Here is a 17,568-nt window from a genome sequence, read left to right as displayed (position 1 = left end):
CTGTGTGCCTGCCTTTTGCGGGTTCCTCCGGTTTTTCCGCCCTGCGGGTTGCGTGTATGCTATCTGAAAAAACAATCCGACCCCGAAAGGTCGGATTGTTTTTATTGTCTCGGGCAGCATTTGTGCCTTTCGGGCTTTGTCTACCTGCGGGTTCAGGGTACCGGGTCGTAACCGCTGCCTCCCCACGGATGGCACCGTGCGAGCCGCCGGAGCGTCAGCCACAGCCCCTTCAACGGCCCGTATTTACGCAGTGCTTCGAGGGCATATTGCGAGCAGGTCGGCGTGAAGCGGCACGACGGAGGCGTGAACGGGGAGATGCAGAGCTGGTAGAACTTCACCAACGCGATCAGCGGCAGGGCGCAGATGTGTTTAAAGGTGTTCCACGACTGTTTCCAGAATCCGGCGGACTGCATTCTGAATGGTTTTATAGGGTAGCATCTCTTTCGAGGAGTAGATCAGCGCCAGGTCGAGGTTCGCCGGGCTGCCGTTCTTCAACGTCTGTTTCTGCAACCGGTATGCCTCCTTGGTACGGCGCCGCAGCAAGTTGCGTTTGTTGGCCCGCTTGTGGAATTTCTTGGGCACGGAGAACAATACCTCGACCGAAGGTATCTCGTCGGCCTCGGCGAACCAGACGTACCGGAACGGGAAGATAAACCCGCTCTCCCCGCTCTCGAACATGCGGCGCACGGCACCGAGCGAACGGAGCCGTTCCGTGCGGGGAAGCGAGCAGTCGGGCATGGCTATTTTATTTGCGGGGTTCGGCAGTGCGGCGCGTGCGGCTCTTTTTGGCCAGTTTATGCTGCTGGCTGCGGATGAACTCCTCTTTTTCCGTATCGGTAACCAACTCTACAGGTTCTATCTCCTCGCCTTTATGAACCTTCTGCAAATAGATGTCGACGGCCTTGGCCATCGACGGGGCCACCGGGGTCGGGGCGTTGGCTTGTACCGTGATGCCTGCCGCAAGGGCAGCGCGCAGCGTGCCTTCACCGAATACCGCCACGGCGGGCAGGTTTTCGGTGCCGAACTTGTCGACAAGGGTCTTGACGTCCGAAGGCGAATAGAGCGCCAGCAGTCCGTAATCCGCAAGCTGCACGTCTTCGAGTTCCGAAGCCACCGTGCGCGCCAGGATGACGGGGTCTACCGCCAGCTTGAGCTTGGCAAGCGTCTCGGGCAGTTCGGGTTTGTGGGGCTCGCTCAGCGCCAGCAGGAATTTCTCGTCCTTATGTTTGATTATCAGTTCGATGAATGACGTGAACGATCCGTCGGCGAACGAAATCTTGCGTTTGCGGTAAACGATGTATTTTTGCAGGTAGAGTGCCACGGCTTCCGTCTGGCAGATGTATTTCATGGTTTCCGGCACGGTGATGCGGGCTTCCTCGCAGATATGGAAAAAGCTGTCTACCGTCGTGCGCGACGTGAAAATAACGGCCGTATGTGTCAGTATCTCGACCCGCTGGGCACGGAACTCCTTCAGGGATACGCCCACGACACGTATAAAAGGTTTATAGGCGATCTCTACGTTGTATTTCTCGGACAATTCGTAGAACGGGGACTTCTCTATAACTGCGGGCCTCGGCTGCGAAACCAATACTTTTTTAACTTTCAATGCTGACCTAAGTTTTACGTTGTTCTTCAATCACTGAATCACCTTGCCACGAGCAGCCATAACAGGCTGACCGGGAAGACTTCCACGGTGCAAAGGTACAAAATCCAATGCAAAATCGAAACTTTTTTGGAAATAAACAGGTTCAGCACCTCCCTGAGGTATAAGATAGCCGTTACGATCAACTCGATGACAATGATGCAGAACCAGACGCCTCCGGTACCCCGGGGACAGAGGGCGAAGAGCAGGAGTACGGGTGACGTGACGATGACGGCGAGGGCGAAGTAGGTGCGTTTCAGCAGGACGATCTGCGAGATGAAGGGCTGCGAAAGCGTCACCGCCCCGGCCAGCCTTACGGTTGCCAGCTGGAAGAGTACCACCCCCATGCAGGCGAGCGTCGCCAGCAGGCTCAGGGCCAGTACGGCTCCGTGCGACAGGAGTTCGGTCAGGCGTCCCGGCATCAGGGAATCCCCGTATTTGACGACCATGACCCCCATGAAGAGCATGCCGATCGTCGTGGCGATATTCAGGAAGCGCGAGAACCCGCTGCCGCCGGGGTCTTCGGTCAGGCGTTCTCCCGTGGCCCTGTCGCGTGAAACACGTGTCAGCAGCAGGCGCACATCCTCCAGATTGCGGTAGAGGAGCATGGCATAGGTTGCGGCCAGCAACAGCACGAAACCCTGGAAAACGGGATTTTCGGTGAGCGACTCCGCCCGGGTGGAATAGATCGGCTGCTGCGGAACCAGCACGGATGCCGTGCCGAAGACCTCCGCGGCCGGGACGTCGTGCCAGGGCGTTGCCGGCAGCTCCGGGAACGGGTCGCCGAAGGGGAGGAACGGAAATTCGCCGTCCGCAGCACTGTCTGCGGCGAGCGTGTCGCCTGCGGCCGTATTTTCCGTACTGTCCGTCGGGGACTGTGCCTGGAGCGTCCGTGCTGCGGGCGAGTCCCCCGGGGGTGTCGCGGGCATACCTGCATGGCGGTGCGGTACGGAATCCCCGGCCGGGGCCGCTGTCTGTGGCGTGGCGGAACCCCCGGTGCCGTGTACCGGCGCAACGCCGGATTCCTGCGTTCGGGGCAGCGGAACCGGCACGGTATGTCTCAGCGTGTCGGTCATTCCTCGAATATGCGTTTGAGCGTGATGCGGATCGTCGTGCCTTTGCCGATCTCCGATTCCGTCACGCCGATCTTACCCTGGTGGTAATCCTCCACGATGCGGCGCGAAAGCGAGAGTCCGAGCCCCCAGCCGCGGGTCTTGGTCGTGAATCCCGGTTCGAAGATACGCTTCCAGTTCCCCTTGGGGATGCCCTTGCCGGTATCCTTGACGTCGATCATCACGTTCTTGTCGTCCGACGAGATGCGCACGTCGATCGACCCGTGCCCCTGTAGGGCGTCGAGCGAGTTTTTCATCAGGTTCTCGACCACCCATTCGAACAGTGCGGCGTTGATGTTGGCCTGCACGGGGGCGATGGCCAGCCCGTTGTAGTCGAGCGTCACGTTGCGCGGGATGCGCTTACGGAAATACATGACCGACTCGCCCACAACTTCGTTGATGTTGGCCGGGGTAAGGGGTGTTTCAGAGCCGATCTTTGAGAAGCGGTCGACGATCTTCATCAGGTGCGTGAGGTCTTTGTTCATCTCCTCCACGGCGCTCTGATCCACGTCCTGCGAGCGCAGGTATTCGATCCACCCGAGCAACGACGAGGTGGGGGTGCCCAGTTGGTGTGCCGTCTCCTTCGCCAGCCCGATCCACACCCGGTTCTGCTCGTCGTGTTTCGAAGACCGGAATGCGATGAACCCCAGCAGGATAAAGGCCGTTATGACCAATATCTGGACATAGGGGAAGTAGTAGAGCGATTTGAGCAGTGCCGATCGCCCGTAGAAGATGATGTGGTAGTGGTCGTTGGACCACCAGAAACGCACCGTGCGCGGGGTGTTCTCGGCCGTGAATTTGTCGATCTGCCTGCGCAGCCGGTCGGGGTGGTCGATGATTTTTTCGGGAACCAGGTGGAATTGGAGCACCTCCAGGTTCTCGTTGGTCATGATGAACGGGATGTTGTTGCCGTTCGACACGATGTCGGTGATGAGCGGGTCTTCCATCGAGCCTCCCATCACGTTGCGGTTCGCACGTTCCATCGCATGGGCCCACAGTGCCACGTCGTGCTGCTCCTTTTCCTTCAGGCGCTTGGCCATGTTGTTGGTGTAGAGCAGCGACACCATGCCGAGGGATACCCCCACGATGATGACCACCACGCGGTTGCGGAACGAGAATATGTCGCGGCGGATTTTCATGGCCTGTGTTTATTTACGCGGGGTGTCCTGCTCGGTGACGATCCGCGCGTACTCCTGCCTGTTGCCGAGTATTTCGATGGCTTTCAGCACGTCCCCGTCGTCGGGAAGCGAATGCTCGATGACGCCTTCCGAATAGCCGTGGCGCAGTACGATGTCGTTGTTGATCGACTCGACGATCTCCTTGCGGTAGGTTTCAAGATTGGTCGCCGTGTCGTCCCGGAGCGTCGAGTCGATGGCTGCGATCTGCTGTTCCACCTCTTCGAAGCGATCCGTTTTGGCAGCCTCGCGCAGTTTCTTGAGTGCCCGCCGCGTATCCGACTCATAGGGAACCTCCTTGTCCTTCATGAACTCGGCGAACTCGGCGTAATCCCCGTCCGTGATCGAGAACGTGCGGATGTCGATCTGTTGTCCCGGGTGCCGGCGCACGTATTCGTCCCCGAAATCCTCGATGAACCCCAGCGCATAGAGCGTCATGGCGAAGCGGCTGATGTACTCCGGTTCGGTGCGGATGTCGGGCATGATGCCGCCCCCGTCGTAGACCTTGCGTCCGGCGCGGGTCGTGTATTCCGAGATGAGCGAGTCGGGTACCGAACGGACGGTGCCTTCCTGCGAGTGGGAATAGTCGATGGCCTGTATGCAGCGTCCCGAAGGGATGTAGTATTTGGCGGTGGTGAGCTTCAGCATGGCGTTGTATCCCAGCGGGCGCGGGGTCTGCACGAGCCCTTTGCCGTAGCTGCGCTGGCCGATGATGACCGCGCGGTCGAGATCCTGCAACGCTCCCGTCACGATCTCCGATGCCGATGCCGAGTTGCCGTTGACGAGCACCGCCAGCGGCAAGTCCGGGAGTATCGGTTCCGATTCGGTGCGGTATACCCGGCGCGAATCTTCCGTGCGGCCTTTGGTGCTTACCACTTCGGTGCCTTTCGGGACGAACATCCCCAGTATCTTCACGGCCTCCTGCATGATGCCGCCGCCGTTGCTGCGGTAATCGAGGATCAGCCCCTTCAGTTCGCCCTCCGAACGCAGCCGTTCGATGGCTGCCCGCATATCCTCGTAGCAACCTTCGGTGAAATCGCTGTGGCGGATGTACCCGATGCCTTCGTCCACCCATCCCGCGTAGGGTACGCCCGGAATGGCGATCCGTTCGCGTTGCAGGGTGACGGTCTCGGTGCCTCCCGTCAGGTGTTCGACGGTCACCCTGACCTTGCTGCCCGGGTCTCCCTTGAGGCGTGAGCTGACCTGCTCGGTGGTGAAGCCCTTGGCATCTTTGCCGTCGATGGCGAGGATCTTGTCGCCGATCTTCAGCCCGGCGCGGTCGGCGGGCGATCCCTTGTAGGGCTGGGCGATCGTTACCCAGTCGCCTTTCTTGCGGATGAGCGAACCCACGCCGCCGTATTTACCGGTGGTGAGCAGCTCGAAGTTGGACATCTGGTCTTCGGGGATGAACTCCGTGTAGGGGTCGAGGTCGCTGACCATGCCTTCTGCGGCACCTTCCATCAACTTGTCCGGGTCTACCGGGTCAACATAGCCGAGCGAAAGTTCGCGCATCATATTGACCGTGATCTCCATGTTGCGCCCCAGCCCGAAGTCGTTGCGGGCCGCAAAGGTCAAAAGGGCTGCCGCCGAGGCCGCAATGACGGCCGTGAGCAGGTATCTGTATCCTTTCCTAATCATGTTTACTCATTTGTATGTACGAATCCAGCCGGTATTCGACCCGGGCGACGCCGCGGCGTATGCCGTCGATCTGAATCCACTGTCCGTATTGTGAAACCTTTATTTCGTCCTCTCCCAGCAGCATCAGCTTGCGCAGCGGGCCGTCGGCGCGGAATGTCATCACCCCGTCTTCCTCTCCGCGCAGCGAAAAGCCTGCCGACTTGAAGGCGTTGATGATCTGTTCGCGGTTCTCCTCCACGTCGCCTTCGACCTTGCGCACCACGAACCCGAATTTCGGGTATAGCGCCGCAAGCACCACGATTGCCGCGAACAGCGTCGCGTAACGGCTGGTGTGGAACATTACGTAGACTGTCTGGTCGAGGGTCAGTGCCGAAGTCCCCGTTGCGAGCATCAGGGCCAGGATGGCTACACAGATAACGCACAGGGCGACGAAATATTTTAACGAGCGGATGAAGTATTTCATAACAGTGATTTTTGTTGGATTTGTATCGTTACAATGCCTTTGTTGGTCGTAGCCGCCGCCGGCGCCGTTTGCAATTTTGACCCCATCCCAAACCTCTTCCGTGGGAGGGGCTTGTTGCATGCGGTCGTTTTCCTGTTTATCATCTTCTCCCAATTTGCCCGATGCGGTCGGCAACCTCCTGCATCAGCCATTTGGGGGTCGACGTGGCGCCGCATATTCCGACCGACTCGGCCCCCGGGAACCATGCCGGGTCGATCTCGGCGGCCTCCTCGACCGTATGTGTCCGGGCGTTCGCCCTGCGGCACACCTCCGAGAGCACCTTGCCGTTCGACGACTTGCGCCCGCAGACGAACACCACCACGTCGAAGCGGCGTGCGAATTCCGCCAGGTGTTGTTCGCGGTTCGATACCTGCCGGCAGATCGTGTCGTCGATCCGCACCCCGTCCGGATGTGCTGCCCGGCGGCGCATCTCGGCACCCAGGGCCTCGAACAGGGCGATGCTCTGGGTCGTCTGCGACAGGAAATAGATCGGCCGCGTAAAGTCGATCAGGCCGAGGTCTTCCTCGCCTTCGATGACGATGGTCGGTGCCTGCACCTGTCCCGTGAGCCCCACGACTTCCGCATGGCCCCGTTTGCCGAGGATCACTACCTGTCCGCCGACGGGGTGCATCTGTTCGTGCGCCTTCACCACGCGGTTCTGCAAACGGGCGACCACCGGGCAGGTGGCGTCGATCACCCCGATGCCGAGCTCCTTCGCGCGCGCGTAAGTCGTGGGCGGTTCCCCGTGGGCGCGGATGAACAGCCGCCGGCCGCCCAGCGCTGGCATGTCGGCGTGGGTTACGGTGCGCAGCCCCAGCCGTTCGAGGCGCTGCACTTCGATGCGGTTGTGGACGATGTCGCCCAGCGAATAGACCGTACTCCCCTCGGCGAGGGCTTTCTCGGCCTCCGAAATAGCCCGGACTACGCCGAAGCAGAAGCCCGATTTGTCATCGATCTCTATTCGCAACCCTTTCACTGTGCCCTGTGCACGGCGATCCGTGCTCCTATCTGGTAACTTGTTCGAATTCCTTCATAAACCACGCCATCTGCTCCCCGACCGTCATGCAGCTGTTGTCGAGTACGATGGCGTCTTCAGCCTGCCTGAGCGGCGATATCGCACGCCCCATATCGGCCTTATCGCGCTCGCGCACGTTGCGTTCGATCTCCTCGAGCGACACCGGGTCTCCCTTGGCGCGCAGCTCGTCATAGCGGCGGCAGGCGCGAACCCGCGGGTCGGCCGTCATAAAAATCTTCAGTTCGGCATCGGGAAAAACCACCGTGCCGATGTCGCGGCCGTCCATCACCACGCCGCGGCGGCGCCCCATCTCCTGCTGCATGGCCACCAGTTTCCTGCGTACTGCGGCGATGGCGCTCACGCGGCTCACGCAGTTGCTCACCTCGATCGTGCGGATCTTGCCTTCGACCAGGTCGCCGTTGACGTAGATGTCGCTGGCACCGCGTTCGGGGTTGAAACGGAACGTGATGGCGATCTGGTCGAGCAGCCTGACGACTGCGTCCTCGTCGACGATGCCCGACCGGATCGCACCGTGTTCGAGCGCATAGAGCGTGACGGCGCGGTACATGGCACCGGTGTCGATGAAGATGTAACCCAGCTCGCGGGCGATGGCTTTGGCGAACGTACTCTTGCCGCACGACGAAAAGCCGTCGATGGCGATTATGATCTTGTGTTTGTTATCCGACATTGGGGAATATATCAAAGAATGTTGAAAGTATCGTGTAAATACCCAGTATCCCGATGATAAGGCCGGCGACATGGTTGATCGTCAGCATGTGGCGCGGGCGGAAGCGGCGGCGGAAAAGGTTGATGACGAAGGCCAGCATCGTCCACCAGGCTGCGGCGCCGCCGAAGAATCCGGCGATGATGAACATGGCGCGGAAGAAGCCTCCCACGCCTTCGTGCGTGATGTCGCCGCCCGAAATCTTGAATACCGCGAAGAAGGCGAGGATGTAGGGGATCACCATGATGAAATTGGCGATCGTCAGCCCGAAGATCGAGGCGAAGTCCTGCCACAGCGACGTCTTGCCCGCCCGGTTGCGGCGTATCTGCGGTACGGGGTTCTGGGCGAAGATGTAGACGCCGACGATTACCACGAAGATGCCGCCTATCACGCGCAGCAGGGTGTTGTACTGCTCGATCTGGGTCTGGAGCATCGAGTAAAAAAACAACGCCGCCATGGCCATGAAGGTGTCGGCACAGGCTACGCCCAGGCCGGAGACGATTCCCGAACGACGGCTTTTCGACAGGGTGCGCTGGATGCACAGCACGGCCACGGGGCCTACCGTGATCGATGCCGCCACGCCTACGCAGATGCCACGGAACATAATGTCCAAGATTTCCAATCCCATTTTCTTCGGTTGCGGAGTTTCAGGCAACAAAGATACGAAAAACCTCGGACATCCGTCAAGGCCGGGTGAAAAAAGGGCGCGGCCGATTGTCGGAAATGGCCGATATGTTGATAAAATATCGAAAACTTTGGCCGCAGAGTTGTATACTGACAGTCGAAAGTCGGTAAATTTGCAGAAACAACAAGCGCGGGCCTATGGCAGAAATGAAACAATTCGGGATCGACCTCGAACTCGACGATACGGTGGCCCAGGGCCACTATTCGAACCTGGCGATCATATCCCACTCCACCTCGGAATTCATTATCGATTTTGCCGCGGTGCTTCCCGGCGTGCAGAAAGCCCGCGTCAAGAGCCGCATTATCCTCACGCCCGAACACGCCAAACGGCTGTTGCGTTCGCTGCAGGAGAATATCGTGCGTTATGAAAGCAATGTGGGCAAGATCGAAATACCCACTCCTCCGCCGGTTCCCGAAACGGGTCCCAAGATGGGTGAAGCTTAAAATCGCAACAGCCCGACCGTTTTTCGGCCGGGCTGTTTTTATCCGTTATCTGGAAAGTTCTTTTTCGATAGCCGCCGCTATGCGTTCCAGCTCCTCCTGTGCCGCACCCAGCGACCCGAGGACGATGCGGCCGTTGCGGTCGATTACGAAGGAGCGCGGGACGCCCTGCTCCGCATAAAGGCCGAATACCCGTTTATCCGGATCCATTGCCGTCAGGTCGCGCAGATAAGCGTAATTATGCTGTTCGTCGCCTGCGAAAAACTTGTCGAGGCTCTCTTTCGAATCGGTATAGGCGACCGGCAGGAATACGAATTCGCTGTCTGCGGCAAACCGTTCGAGAATGATTTTCGGCAGGGCTTCCGGCGCCAGTTCCCGCAGGCAGGGGCCGCACCAGGTAGCCCAGAAGTTCAGCAGCACGACTTTGCCGCGCAGGGCTGTAAGCGTGAGATCCCCTCCGGCATATTTCGCGGCCCGGAAATCGGCCGCCAGGTCGCCCTCCTTGAGCAGGGTGTGCTGCTCGTAGATTCCTCGTACCAGTTGCATCGCTTTTTCATGCGGGGTCGCAGTGTTTTTTTCCTGTTGCCCGGTGGCCGGAGCCTGTTCCCCGCCTTCGGGTTTTAATTTTATACGCACTACGGGCAATCCGTTTTCCACCGAATTCGCCATGGATTCGATTGTACCCGCGGGTAGCTTCAATAGCTCTTCACGGGTGGTTTCCCGTCCGTCGATGTAATATTTGCCGGTTTGCGCCTTGCCGGGGAGTACGGTTGTCAATGCGATCATGGCCGCCAGGAGCGGAAGGATTCGTTTCATGCGATTGGTTTTCTGCAAATATAACTAAAAAATCTTCACATGAAACTATTTTTTATAGTTTTATTCGCGATGACAAAAGAAAGTCCGTCCGAGACACTCGGACGGACTTTATACGGGTTCTGAATATCGTATGTATCAGAGCGCTTCGGCGACGACATAGGTGCTGCCGCCGATGAAGACCATATCGTCCGCAGCGGCAAGTTCCCGGGCGTGTGCCACGGCGGCCGGCACTTCGGGGATGGTTTCCCCCCTGAGCCCGTAGATCGCAGCCTTGGCTGTCAGTTCGGCGGCGGGCAATGCCCTTTCGGTCTGTGCCTGCGTGAAGATGTAGTGCGCGTCGCGCGGCAGCAGGGGCAGGATGTGTGCCAGGTCTTTGTCGCGGACGAACCCGATCACGCAGTAAAGCTCCTTGTGGGGCGTCGCTTTGAGCTGTTCGGCCACGTAGGCGATGCCGTGGGGGTTGTGCCCCGTGTCGCAGACGACGAGCGGATTTTCACCCAGCTTCTGCCAGCGTCCCGCCAGCGAGGTGATGGCCGCCGCATCGCGCGTCCCTTCGAGGAAGGCACGGCGGGAGATCGTCAGCGGGGTCTCCTCGTGCAGGAAATCGACCGTCGCCGCGGCCGTCAGGATATTATGGCGCTGGTAATTGCCCGTAAGGTCGAGGTCTACCTCGAATTTGCGGTCGTCGCGCATGCGGTGCATGCAGAAGTGCTGCCGCCCTTCCCGGCAACCGCACTCTTGGCACGAGAATACCTTTTCGGCATAGATGACTTTCGATTTGTTGGCCGCAGCGACCTGCTCGAACACTTCGTTGTAGCGCACGTCGCCCTCGCCGATCACGACCGGGATGCTCTTCTTGATGATTCCGGCTTTTTCGGCTGCGATCTTCTGGAGCGTGTCGCCCAGCAGCGCCGTATGCTCCAGCCCGATGTTGGTGATGACGCTTACGACCGGTACGATGATATTCGTGGCGTCGAGTCGTCCGCCCAGTCCCGTTTCGATCACCGCGACCTCGACGTCGCTCTGTGCGAAGTAGTCGAAAGCCAGTGCCGCGGTCATTTCGAAGAACGACAGTTCCAGTTCGACCATCTTGTCGTGGTGTTTGTCCACGAAGTTCACGACCTTCTGTTTGGGAATCATCTCGCCGTCGACACGGATGCGTTCGCGGAAATCCTGCAGGTGGGGCGAGGTGAAAAGCCCCGTGCGGTAGCCGGCCTGCTGCAATACCGAGGCGATGATATGCGATACGGAACCTTTGCCGTTCGTGCCCGCCACGTGGATCGTGAAGAAATTGCGCTGGGGGTTGCCGATGTGGCGGCAGAATGCGGTGATGCGCTCCAATCCCGGCTTGTAGGCCGTTGCGCCTTTGGTTTCGAAGGCCGGCAGCGACTGGAAGAGGAATTCGAGGGTCTGGGTGTAATTCATATCGGGTTTCGGGTTTTATTTTACGAGGTGGTTCTTTTTCTTGGCCCGGTAGGCGATGTAGTAGAGCACACAGAGCAGCATCAGGTATTCGGAGATGCGTCCCAGGTAGTCGCCGTACCGGGTGTAGAAGGTAAGTTGGGAGTTGAGGGGCACGGCCGCGGTGAGCACGCCCCGTTTTTCCCAGCCGAGCGTCTGGCCGATGTCGCCGCGGGCCGATATGAAGCCCGACATGCCGGTGTTGGCCGACCGGGCGATGGCACGGCGGTGTTCGACGGCGCGCAGGCGCGAGATCGTGAAGAGGTGTTTGTAGCCGGGCGTGTCGCCCCACCAGCCGTCGTTGGAGATGATGGCCATGAACTGCGCCCCGCGGCGCACGAAATCGCCGAAGAAATCGCCGTAAAGTCCTTCGTAGCAGATTGCCGGGCCGGTTTTCATGCCCCGGTGTTCGAAGGCCGTGCCGTGCTGGCCCATGCCGATCTGTCCCACGACGCCGCCCAGGTCGATCACGAGGAATTGCAGGATGTCGAAGAGCAGTGTCGGGGTATTTTCCACGCCGATCACCAGTTTGCCTTTGTGGTGCAGCTGCATCCGGCCTGCGGAGTCGAGCCCTACGGCCGTGTTGAATACGTCGTAGTAACCTTCGCCGAACCCGTCCCTGCGTGCCGTGCGGGGTTGTACCCCGGCGGCATAATAACGCAGGGTGTTGGCGCCCGTGACGAGCAGCGCCCCGGGGTGCGACCGGCGCAGGCTGTCGGTCAGTTCCTGCCAGAACATGCCCGGTTCGTCGGCTGGGCGGAGTTCCGAAAGCTCCGGTTCCCAGTAATGCCCCGGTACGGCGGTCTCGGGCAGCAGGATGAATTGCGCCCCGGCGGGCACCTGTGCCAGAAGGTCGGTGATGTTGTCTTCCTGCCAGTCGGCGCGGCCGTTGAATTTGTCGTAGCAGTCGACGTTGGGTTGGAGGATGCTCACCTCGGCCGTCCCTTCGTCAGGTTGCTCCCAGCTCCACCAGATGCCCAGCGACACGGCGGCCGGAAGGAGCAGGACGCCCGCGGCCGGGATCCACCGCCCGATGCTGCGGCGTGCCCGCAGCGCCTCGAAGAAGAGGATATTACAGAGCAGCACCCACAGCGAACCGCCGAAGACACCCGTGTATTCGTACCACTGTACGAGCCATACGTCGTGCGAGAACCCGTTGCCCAGGATCAGCCACGGCCACGAGAATTCGCCGACCGTATACCAGTATTCCGTTGCGATCCACCCGGCAATGAGTAAGGTGTATGCCAGAGCCTTCGGCCCTTTCTTCGAGACGGTGTGGAACAGCATGAAGGCGATCATGTTGAGCGTCGTCGAGGCGAGCGTCGCGGCCACGGGCCCCACCGGAGTGGCGTTCCATATCCACCATACGGTCGAGATGTTCCACAGCGCGAAGGTCAGCGCCGCCCAGCCGAACATGCGCCACCACGAGCGGCGCGTCTGGTCGTACGATGCGCTGATCCACAGCAGCGGGATCATGGCGAAGGGCAGCGTGAGCCCCGTCATGCCGAGCCAGCCCGGTGAGAGCAGGACGACCGAGAGGATTACCGCCGCTAATCTACGAAACATGGTGTGTGATTTTTACGTCGGCAAAAGTAGTCAAATGAGCGCAGATTTCAAAATATTTCATACTTTTGTCTAAACATCTAAATATCCCGGATATAATGAAGAAATTTGCCTTTTTATTGTTCTCGGCGGCGACCGTATTGTTCTGCGGTTGCAGCACCTCGCCGAAGGAAGGTTACAGCATCGTCGACGGCGTGATCGTATTCGACGTCCCGGCCCGCGCCGAGGGCCAGCATTCCGTATTGCGGCTGACGGTCGACCCGATCCCGGTCGTACGCGTAGGGTTCATCGGGTTGGGTATGCGCGGCCCGGGCGCCGTGGAACGCTTCGCAAATATCGACGGGGTCGAGATCGTGGCGCTCTGCGACCTCTACCCCGAGCGTGTCGACAAGTCTCAGGAGATCCTCGCCGGACATAACCTCCCGGCCGCCGCCCCGTACAGCGGGGAGGAGGGGTGGAAGGAACTTTGCCGGCGCGATGACATCGACCTGGTTTACATCTGCACCCCGTGGCAGCTGCACGTCCCGATGGCGGTTTATGCCATGGAGCACGGCAAGCATGTCGCCGTCGAAGTCCCAGCCGCCATGTCGCTCGACGAGTGCTGGCAACTGGTCGACACTGCCGAGAAGACACAGCGCCACTGCATGATGCTCGAGAACTGTGTCTACGACTTCTTCGAGCTGACGACGCTCAACATGGCTCAGCACGGGCTGTTCGGCGAGATACTCCACACCGAAGGCTCCTATATTCATAACCTCGAACCCTACTGGGATTATTACCAGGGCAACTGGCGCCTCGACTTCAACCAGTCGCACCGCGGCGACGTCTATGCCACGCACGGCCTCGGCCCCGCCTGCCAGTTGCTGGACATCCACCGCGGCGACAAGATGAATTACCTCGTGGCGATGGATACCAAGTCGGTCAACGGCCTGAAACTCGCCAAGGAGAAGATGGGTGCCGAGACCTTCGCCAATGCCGACCAGACGCTGACGCTCATCAAGACCGAGCGGGGACGCACGATTCTGCTCGAACACAACGTCTATACGCCCCGTCCTTACAGCCGCATGTACCAGCTTACGGGCACCGAGGGCTTCGCCAACAAATACCCTGTCGAGGGCTATGCGTTCCGTCCCGAGCAAATCGCCGGCGAGGAGATTCCCGACCACGAGAATCTGAGCGAGCATTCGTTCATCCCCCAGGCGGCGAAGGCGGCGCTGATGGAGCGTTACAAGCATCCGATCGCCCGGGACATCGAGGAGAAGGCCCGCCGCGTGGGCGGCCACGGCGGCATGGATTTCATCATGGACTATCGCCTCGTTTACTGCCTGCAGCATGGCCTGCCGCTCGATCAGGACGTTTACGACGCTGCCGAGTGGTCGTGCATCGGGTCGCTGACCTCGGCTTCGCTCGAACACAACAGCATGCCGGTCGCCGTGCCCGACTTCACGCGCGGCGACTGGGACAAGGTGGACGGGTTCCGCCATGCCATGGCGCAGTAAAAACCGCTTTGACATACCGAAAAGCCGGACATTTCGTCCGGCTTTTTTCGTTTGTGGCAGCGCCTTTGCAGTCCGTGTCATAAACTTTAAAACGGTTTGTTATGGATCATCTGAAGGAAGCTCCGGATTATTTGCAGGACGACCACCTGTCGCGGGGAACCAAAGCTTATCTGAAAGTGTTGAACGGCGGCGCTCCCGTCGAATCGTTGCCGGTCGGGGAGGCCCGTCGCGTCCTGGCTGATGTGCAGGCGGCCGTGCATGTCGATCTGTCGGGCATCGAGGAGTCCGAACGGACGGTCGAAAGCGAAGGGCATACGCTCCGCCTGAACCTCGTCCGACCTTCGGGGGCGGGGCGCGGGTATCTTCCGGCGTTCGTGTTCATTCACGGCGGGGGCTGGGTGCTGGGCGACTATCCCACCCACAGGCGGCTGGTGCGCGACCTTGTCGTGGAGTCGGGTTGTGCGGCGGTATTCGTCAACTATACTCCTTCGCCCGAGGCGCATTTTCCGAAGGCTGTCGAGGAGGTGTATGCCGCAGTGAAATGGGTGGCCGAAAACGGCCGGGAGATCGGGGTCGACGGCAGCCGGCTGGCGCTGGCGGGCAACAGCGTCGGCGGTAACATGTCGCTTGCGGCGGCGCTCGTGGCCGAGGATCACGGCGGGCCGCGGCTGCGCACGCTCGTGCTGATGTGGCCCGTGACCGATGCGGGGTACGACTGGGATTCGTATGTGAAATACGGCCGCCAGCGGTTCCTGACCGCACCGTTGATGAAATGGATGTTCGGCAAGTACGTTTCAGACCCGGCTCAGCGCGGCAACGACCTCATGTCGCCCGTGCGTGCTTCTGCCGAACGGCTGCGGGGATTGCCTGCGACGCTGATCGTCGTTGCCGAGAACGACATCCTGCGCGACGAGGGCGAGGCGATGGGGCGTCGTCTGGACGAGGCGGGCGTCGAAGTGACGACCGTGCGCTTCAACGGCGTGGTACACGATTGGGGAATGCTCAACGGGTTCGCCGCATTGCATCCGACGCGCACGCTGATACGGCTGGTTGGCTCCGTATTGCGGGACTACCTGGAAAAATAGGGTTGGGGCTGCATTGGGAATTGTGCCGGGCTGTACTCAAACAGGCGGGCGGTGCTCAACAGGCTGACGGTGTTCAAAGAAGGGCGGGCCGATTTCAGGGGCGGATCAGTGCCGGACGCTCCCCCGCGACAGGATATCCTCGAAATAGGCGATGGTCTTTACCAGTCCGTCGCGCAGCTGGATCGTGGGTTCCCAGTCGTTGAGCATCTTGCGGGCCAGCGAGATGTCGGGCTTGCGCTGCTGCGGGTCGTCCGACGGCAGGGGCATGTGCATGATCTTCGACTTCGAACCCGTGAGTTCCAGGACGATGGCAGCCAGCTCATTGATGGTGAATTCATTGGGGTTGCCTATGTTGACCGGGCCCGTGAAATCGTCGGGCGTATCGTCCATCAGGCGGATCATCCCTTCGACCAGGTCGTCGATATACTGGAACGAGCGGGTTTGTTCACCGTCGCCGTAGATCGTGATCGGTTCGTTGCGCAATGCCTGGACGATGAAATTCGAGACTACGCGGCCGTCGTTGATGTCCATCTTCGGGCCATAGGTGTTGAAAATCCGGACGATTTTCACCGGGATGCCATGTTCGCGGTAGTAGCTCATGAAGAGCGACTCGGCACAGCGTTTGCCCTCGTCGTAGCACGAGCGCAGCCCCAGCGGATTCACGTGTCCCCAGTAATCCTCGGTCTGCGGATGTACCAGCGGGTCGCCGTATACTTCCGAAGTCGAAGCCTGCAACACCTTGGCGCGGTTGTAGCGCGCCATGCCGAGCATGTTCATCGCACCGATGACCGAAGTCTGCGTCGTCTTGATCGGGTCGTGCTGGTAGTAGATGGGCGAAGCAGGACAGGCAAGGTTGTAGATCTCCTCGACCTCCGCCATGTAGGGGTAGATTATATCGTGCCTTATGACTTCGAAATTGGGGTGTTTCAGCAGGTGCCGGATGTTGCTTTTGTGCCCGGTAAAATAGTTGTCGATGCAGATCACGTCGTTTCCTTCGTCAAGCAGTCTTTCACATAGGTGCGAACCGATGAATCCGGCACCGCCAGAGATTAAAATCCTCTTCATTCCAAATCGCGTCTTTTTTGATCGTCAAATATACTGATTTTATTTGTAAAAGCATATCTTTGTACGCGTTAATCGCTTTAATAGTGCACAAAATGGGTCGCAAAGCCGTTTCTTTCCTTTTTTATGGCATTTCGGTGGTGCTCACCGGGCTGCTTCTGGTTGCCGCCGTCCTGTGCCGGCACGCTGCGTCCGTCTCCCCCGGGGAGGGCGGGTTCTGGGCGACGCTCGCATTGCTGATGCCGGTCGTGCTGCTGGCCAACGTAGTTGCGCTGGTCTGGTGGGCGGTTCGCCGCAAATGGATCGTCCTGCTGATGCCGCTGGTCGCGCTGGTACTCAACCTGGGGTATATTTCAGCCATGGTTCAGCTTCCCGATTTCAAGGAGAGGGGTAATCCGCACGACATCCGCATCGCCACGCTCAACGTAAACGGATTCCGCAGACTGGAATCCACGCCCGCTACGGCCAGGGCCATCGCCGGCATGGTGAACCGCGAGCAGGTCGACGTGCTTTGCCTGCAGGAGTTTATGGACAGCAGGGAATTTCCGGCCGACAGCATCGGGAAGGTCTTCGCTCGGCGGATGCCCTATTTCCTGCATGAGGGCGGTGCGGCCCTGGCCAGCCGTTATCCCGTTCTCGATCATAAATACGTCCGGTTTGCTGATACGAACAACGACTACCTGCGTGCCGACCTGCTCGTCGGCGATGATACGGTGCGTCTCTTCTCCGTCCACCTCCAGACTTCGGGCATCGCCCAGCTCAGGCGCCGGTTCCGGAAAGATTACAACCGCGACGCACCCGTCGAGCGAATACTGGGCGAGCTGGAACACAACAGTAGTATCCGTGCCGGGCAGGTAGGTGAAATCCGGGTCGAAATAGATGCTTCGCCCTACCCGGTGATCCTTGCGGGCGACTTCAACGATACGCCTTCGTCCTATACCTACCATACGATGAAGGGGAACATGACCGACGGTTTCCGCGACAGCGGGAGCGGTTACGGCGGTACTTTCCGCTATCTGGGAGGGGTACTGCGCATCGACTACATCTTTTACGACGACGCTTTCGAGGGCATCCGTTATTACATGCCTCCGGAAGATGTCAGCGACCACAAGGCCGTGGTCGCTGAACTGCGGTTCAGGTAGCGGACGC

The 17,568-nt window shown here is 59.7% G+C and carries 18 protein-coding genes; 4 read left to right on the top strand and 14 right to left on the bottom strand.

Annotated features, from left to right (window positions below; translation table 11 throughout):
• Positions 1-152: 152 nt before the first annotated feature.
• The 10 genes from yidD to DW189_RS09755 form a co-directional block, all read right to left on the bottom strand.
• Positions 153-413 carry a membrane protein insertion efficiency factor YidD gene (yidD, locus tag DW189_RS09800; RefSeq protein ID WP_117507862.1) on the bottom strand — a complete coding sequence of 87 codons (261 nt, stop codon included), beginning with the start codon at positions 411-413 and terminating at the stop codon, positions 153-155.
• Complete coding sequence (locus tag DW189_RS09795; protein WP_117507860.1) at positions 370-738, bottom strand: ribonuclease P protein component; 369 nt, start codon at positions 736-738, stop codon at positions 370-372. Before DW189_RS09795 ends, yidD begins: the two co-directional genes overlap by 44 nt.
• A 7-nt stretch (positions 739-745) precedes the next feature.
• Positions 746-1,606 carry a uroporphyrinogen-III synthase gene (locus tag DW189_RS09790; RefSeq protein WP_232045723.1) on the bottom strand — a complete coding sequence of 287 codons (861 nt, stop codon included), beginning with the start codon at positions 1,604-1,606 and terminating at the stop codon, positions 746-748.
• Positions 1,607-1,644: 38 nt separating this feature from the next.
• Complete coding sequence (locus DW189_RS09785; RefSeq protein ID WP_117507858.1) at positions 1,645-2,718, bottom strand: DUF4271 domain-containing protein; 1,074 nt, start codon at positions 2,716-2,718, stop codon at positions 1,645-1,647.
• Positions 2,715-3,893, bottom strand: coding sequence for a sensor histidine kinase (locus DW189_RS09780; protein ID WP_018697019.1), 1,179 nt, complete (start codon positions 3,891-3,893; stop codon positions 2,715-2,717). Before DW189_RS09780 ends, DW189_RS09785 begins: the two co-directional genes overlap by 4 nt.
• A gap of 9 nt (positions 3,894-3,902) precedes the next feature.
• Entirely contained in the window at positions 3,903-5,567 is a 1,665-nt protein-coding gene (locus tag DW189_RS09775; RefSeq protein WP_117507856.1) for a S41 family peptidase, read from the bottom strand.
• The gene (locus DW189_RS09770) at positions 5,560-6,030 is read right to left on the bottom strand and encodes a hypothetical protein (protein ID WP_055202124.1); all 471 of its coding nucleotides are present in this window, start codon (positions 6,028-6,030) and stop codon (positions 5,560-5,562) included. Before DW189_RS09770 ends, DW189_RS09775 begins: the two co-directional genes overlap by 8 nt.
• A gap of 139 nt (positions 6,031-6,169) precedes the next feature.
• Positions 6,170-7,036: a 4-hydroxy-3-methylbut-2-enyl diphosphate reductase gene (locus tag DW189_RS09765; protein ID WP_174760542.1), complete on the bottom strand. Its 867-nt coding sequence runs from the start codon at positions 7,034-7,036 to the stop codon at positions 6,170-6,172.
• A gap of 37 nt (positions 7,037-7,073) precedes the next feature.
• Positions 7,074-7,772 (bottom strand): (d)CMP kinase, encoded by a 699-nt coding sequence (gene cmk, locus DW189_RS09760; protein WP_117507852.1) that lies wholly within the window; start codon positions 7,770-7,772, stop codon positions 7,074-7,076.
• Positions 7,762-8,436, bottom strand: a complete 675-nt coding sequence (locus DW189_RS09755) for a LysE family translocator (protein WP_117507850.1) — start codon at positions 8,434-8,436, stop codon at positions 7,762-7,764. Before DW189_RS09755 ends, cmk begins: the two co-directional genes overlap by 11 nt.
• Before the next feature lie 194 nt (positions 8,437-8,630).
• On the opposite strand from DW189_RS09755, the gene DW189_RS09750 reads away from it, so the two are divergent.
• The gene (locus DW189_RS09750) at positions 8,631-8,936 is read left to right on the top strand and encodes a DUF3467 domain-containing protein (protein ID WP_055202132.1); all 306 of its coding nucleotides are present in this window, start codon (positions 8,631-8,633) and stop codon (positions 8,934-8,936) included.
• A 45-nt stretch (positions 8,937-8,981) separates the two neighbouring features.
• Here DW189_RS09750 and DW189_RS09745 read toward each other — a convergent pair whose 3' ends face one another.
• The 3 genes from DW189_RS09745 to lnt form a co-directional block, all read right to left on the bottom strand.
• Entirely contained in the window at positions 8,982-9,749 is a 768-nt protein-coding gene (locus DW189_RS09745) for a TlpA family protein disulfide reductase (RefSeq protein ID WP_117507848.1), read from the bottom strand.
• A gap of 135 nt (positions 9,750-9,884) precedes the next feature.
• Positions 9,885-11,174 (bottom strand): bifunctional folylpolyglutamate synthase/dihydrofolate synthase, encoded by a 1,290-nt coding sequence (locus DW189_RS09740; protein WP_055210138.1) that lies wholly within the window; start codon positions 11,172-11,174, stop codon positions 9,885-9,887.
• A gap of 15 nt (positions 11,175-11,189) precedes the next feature.
• Positions 11,190-12,776, bottom strand: coding sequence for an apolipoprotein N-acyltransferase (lnt, locus tag DW189_RS09735; RefSeq protein WP_117507846.1), 1,587 nt, complete (start codon positions 12,774-12,776; stop codon positions 11,190-11,192).
• Between the two features lie 95 nt (positions 12,777-12,871).
• Here lnt and DW189_RS09730 point away from each other — a divergent pair, with 95 nt between their 5' ends.
• Both DW189_RS09730 and DW189_RS09725 read left to right on the top strand, forming a co-directional pair.
• Positions 12,872-14,272, top strand: coding sequence for a Gfo/Idh/MocA family protein (locus DW189_RS09730; RefSeq protein WP_117507844.1), 1,401 nt, complete (start codon positions 12,872-12,874; stop codon positions 14,270-14,272).
• A 101-nt stretch (positions 14,273-14,373) separates the two neighbouring features.
• Positions 14,374-15,357, top strand: a complete 984-nt coding sequence (locus DW189_RS09725) for an alpha/beta hydrolase (RefSeq protein ID WP_117507842.1) — start codon at positions 14,374-14,376, stop codon at positions 15,355-15,357.
• 105 nt (positions 15,358-15,462) lie between these two features.
• Here DW189_RS09725 and DW189_RS09720 read toward each other — a convergent pair whose 3' ends face one another.
• Positions 15,463-16,422, bottom strand: a complete 960-nt coding sequence (locus tag DW189_RS09720) for a UDP-glucuronic acid decarboxylase family protein (RefSeq protein WP_022332633.1) — start codon at positions 16,420-16,422, stop codon at positions 15,463-15,465.
• Positions 16,423-16,514: 92 nt separating this feature from the next.
• Between DW189_RS09720 and DW189_RS09715 the strand changes: the two genes are divergently transcribed.
• Positions 16,515-17,561: an endonuclease/exonuclease/phosphatase family protein gene (locus DW189_RS09715; RefSeq protein WP_117507921.1), complete on the top strand. Its 1,047-nt coding sequence runs from the start codon at positions 16,515-16,517 to the stop codon at positions 17,559-17,561.
• Positions 17,562-17,568: the final 7 nt, after the last annotated feature.

The sequence above is a fragment of the Alistipes sp. AM16-43 genome, from assembly GCF_003435745.1.
GTDB lineage: Bacteria > Bacteroidota > Bacteroidia > Bacteroidales > Rikenellaceae > Alistipes > Alistipes onderdonkii.
Note: the sequence above shows the minus strand (reverse complement) of the source record. Positions and strands in the feature narration are given on the sequence as shown.

What these genes read in the sequence shown, in the direction of transcription:
- DW189_RS09715 (WP_117507921.1), top strand. Translation starts at nt 16,515, where the DNA reads ATGGGTCGCAAAGCCGTTTCTTTCCTTTTTTATGGCATTTCGGTGGTG.
- DW189_RS09795 (WP_117507860.1), bottom strand. Translation starts at nt 738, where the DNA reads ATGCCCGACTGCTCGCTTCCCCGCACGGAACGGCTCCGTTCGCTCGGT.
- DW189_RS09775 (WP_117507856.1), bottom strand. Translation starts at nt 5,567, where the DNA reads ATGATTAGGAAAGGATACAGATACCTGCTCACGGCCGTCATTGCGGCC.
- DW189_RS09740 (WP_055210138.1), bottom strand. Translation starts at nt 11,174, where the DNA reads ATGAATTACACCCAGACCCTCGAATTCCTCTTCCAGTCGCTGCCGGCC.
- DW189_RS09730 (WP_117507844.1), top strand. Translation starts at nt 12,872, where the DNA reads ATGAAGAAATTTGCCTTTTTATTGTTCTCGGCGGCGACCGTATTGTTC.
- DW189_RS09780 (WP_018697019.1), bottom strand. Translation starts at nt 3,893, where the DNA reads ATGAAAATCCGCCGCGACATATTCTCGTTCCGCAACCGCGTGGTGGTC.
- DW189_RS09770 (WP_055202124.1), bottom strand. Translation starts at nt 6,030, where the DNA reads ATGAAATACTTCATCCGCTCGTTAAAATATTTCGTCGCCCTGTGCGTT.
- DW189_RS09725 (WP_117507842.1), top strand. Translation starts at nt 14,374, where the DNA reads ATGGATCATCTGAAGGAAGCTCCGGATTATTTGCAGGACGACCACCTG.
- lnt (WP_117507846.1), bottom strand. Translation starts at nt 12,776, where the DNA reads ATGTTTCGTAGATTAGCGGCGGTAATCCTCTCGGTCGTCCTGCTCTCA.
- DW189_RS09755 (WP_117507850.1), bottom strand. Translation starts at nt 8,436, where the DNA reads ATGGGATTGGAAATCTTGGACATTATGTTCCGTGGCATCTGCGTAGGC.
- cmk (WP_117507852.1), bottom strand. Translation starts at nt 7,772, where the DNA reads ATGTCGGATAACAAACACAAGATCATAATCGCCATCGACGGCTTTTCG.
- DW189_RS09745 (WP_117507848.1), bottom strand. Translation starts at nt 9,749, where the DNA reads ATGAAACGAATCCTTCCGCTCCTGGCGGCCATGATCGCATTGACAACC.
- yidD (WP_117507862.1), bottom strand. Translation starts at nt 413, where the DNA reads ATGCAGTCCGCCGGATTCTGGAAACAGTCGTGGAACACCTTTAAACAC.
- DW189_RS09720 (WP_022332633.1), bottom strand. Translation starts at nt 16,422, where the DNA reads ATGAAGAGGATTTTAATCTCTGGCGGTGCCGGATTCATCGGTTCGCAC.
- DW189_RS09750 (WP_055202132.1), top strand. Translation starts at nt 8,631, where the DNA reads ATGGCAGAAATGAAACAATTCGGGATCGACCTCGAACTCGACGATACG.
- DW189_RS09785 (WP_117507858.1), bottom strand. Translation starts at nt 2,718, where the DNA reads ATGACCGACACGCTGAGACATACCGTGCCGGTTCCGCTGCCCCGAACG.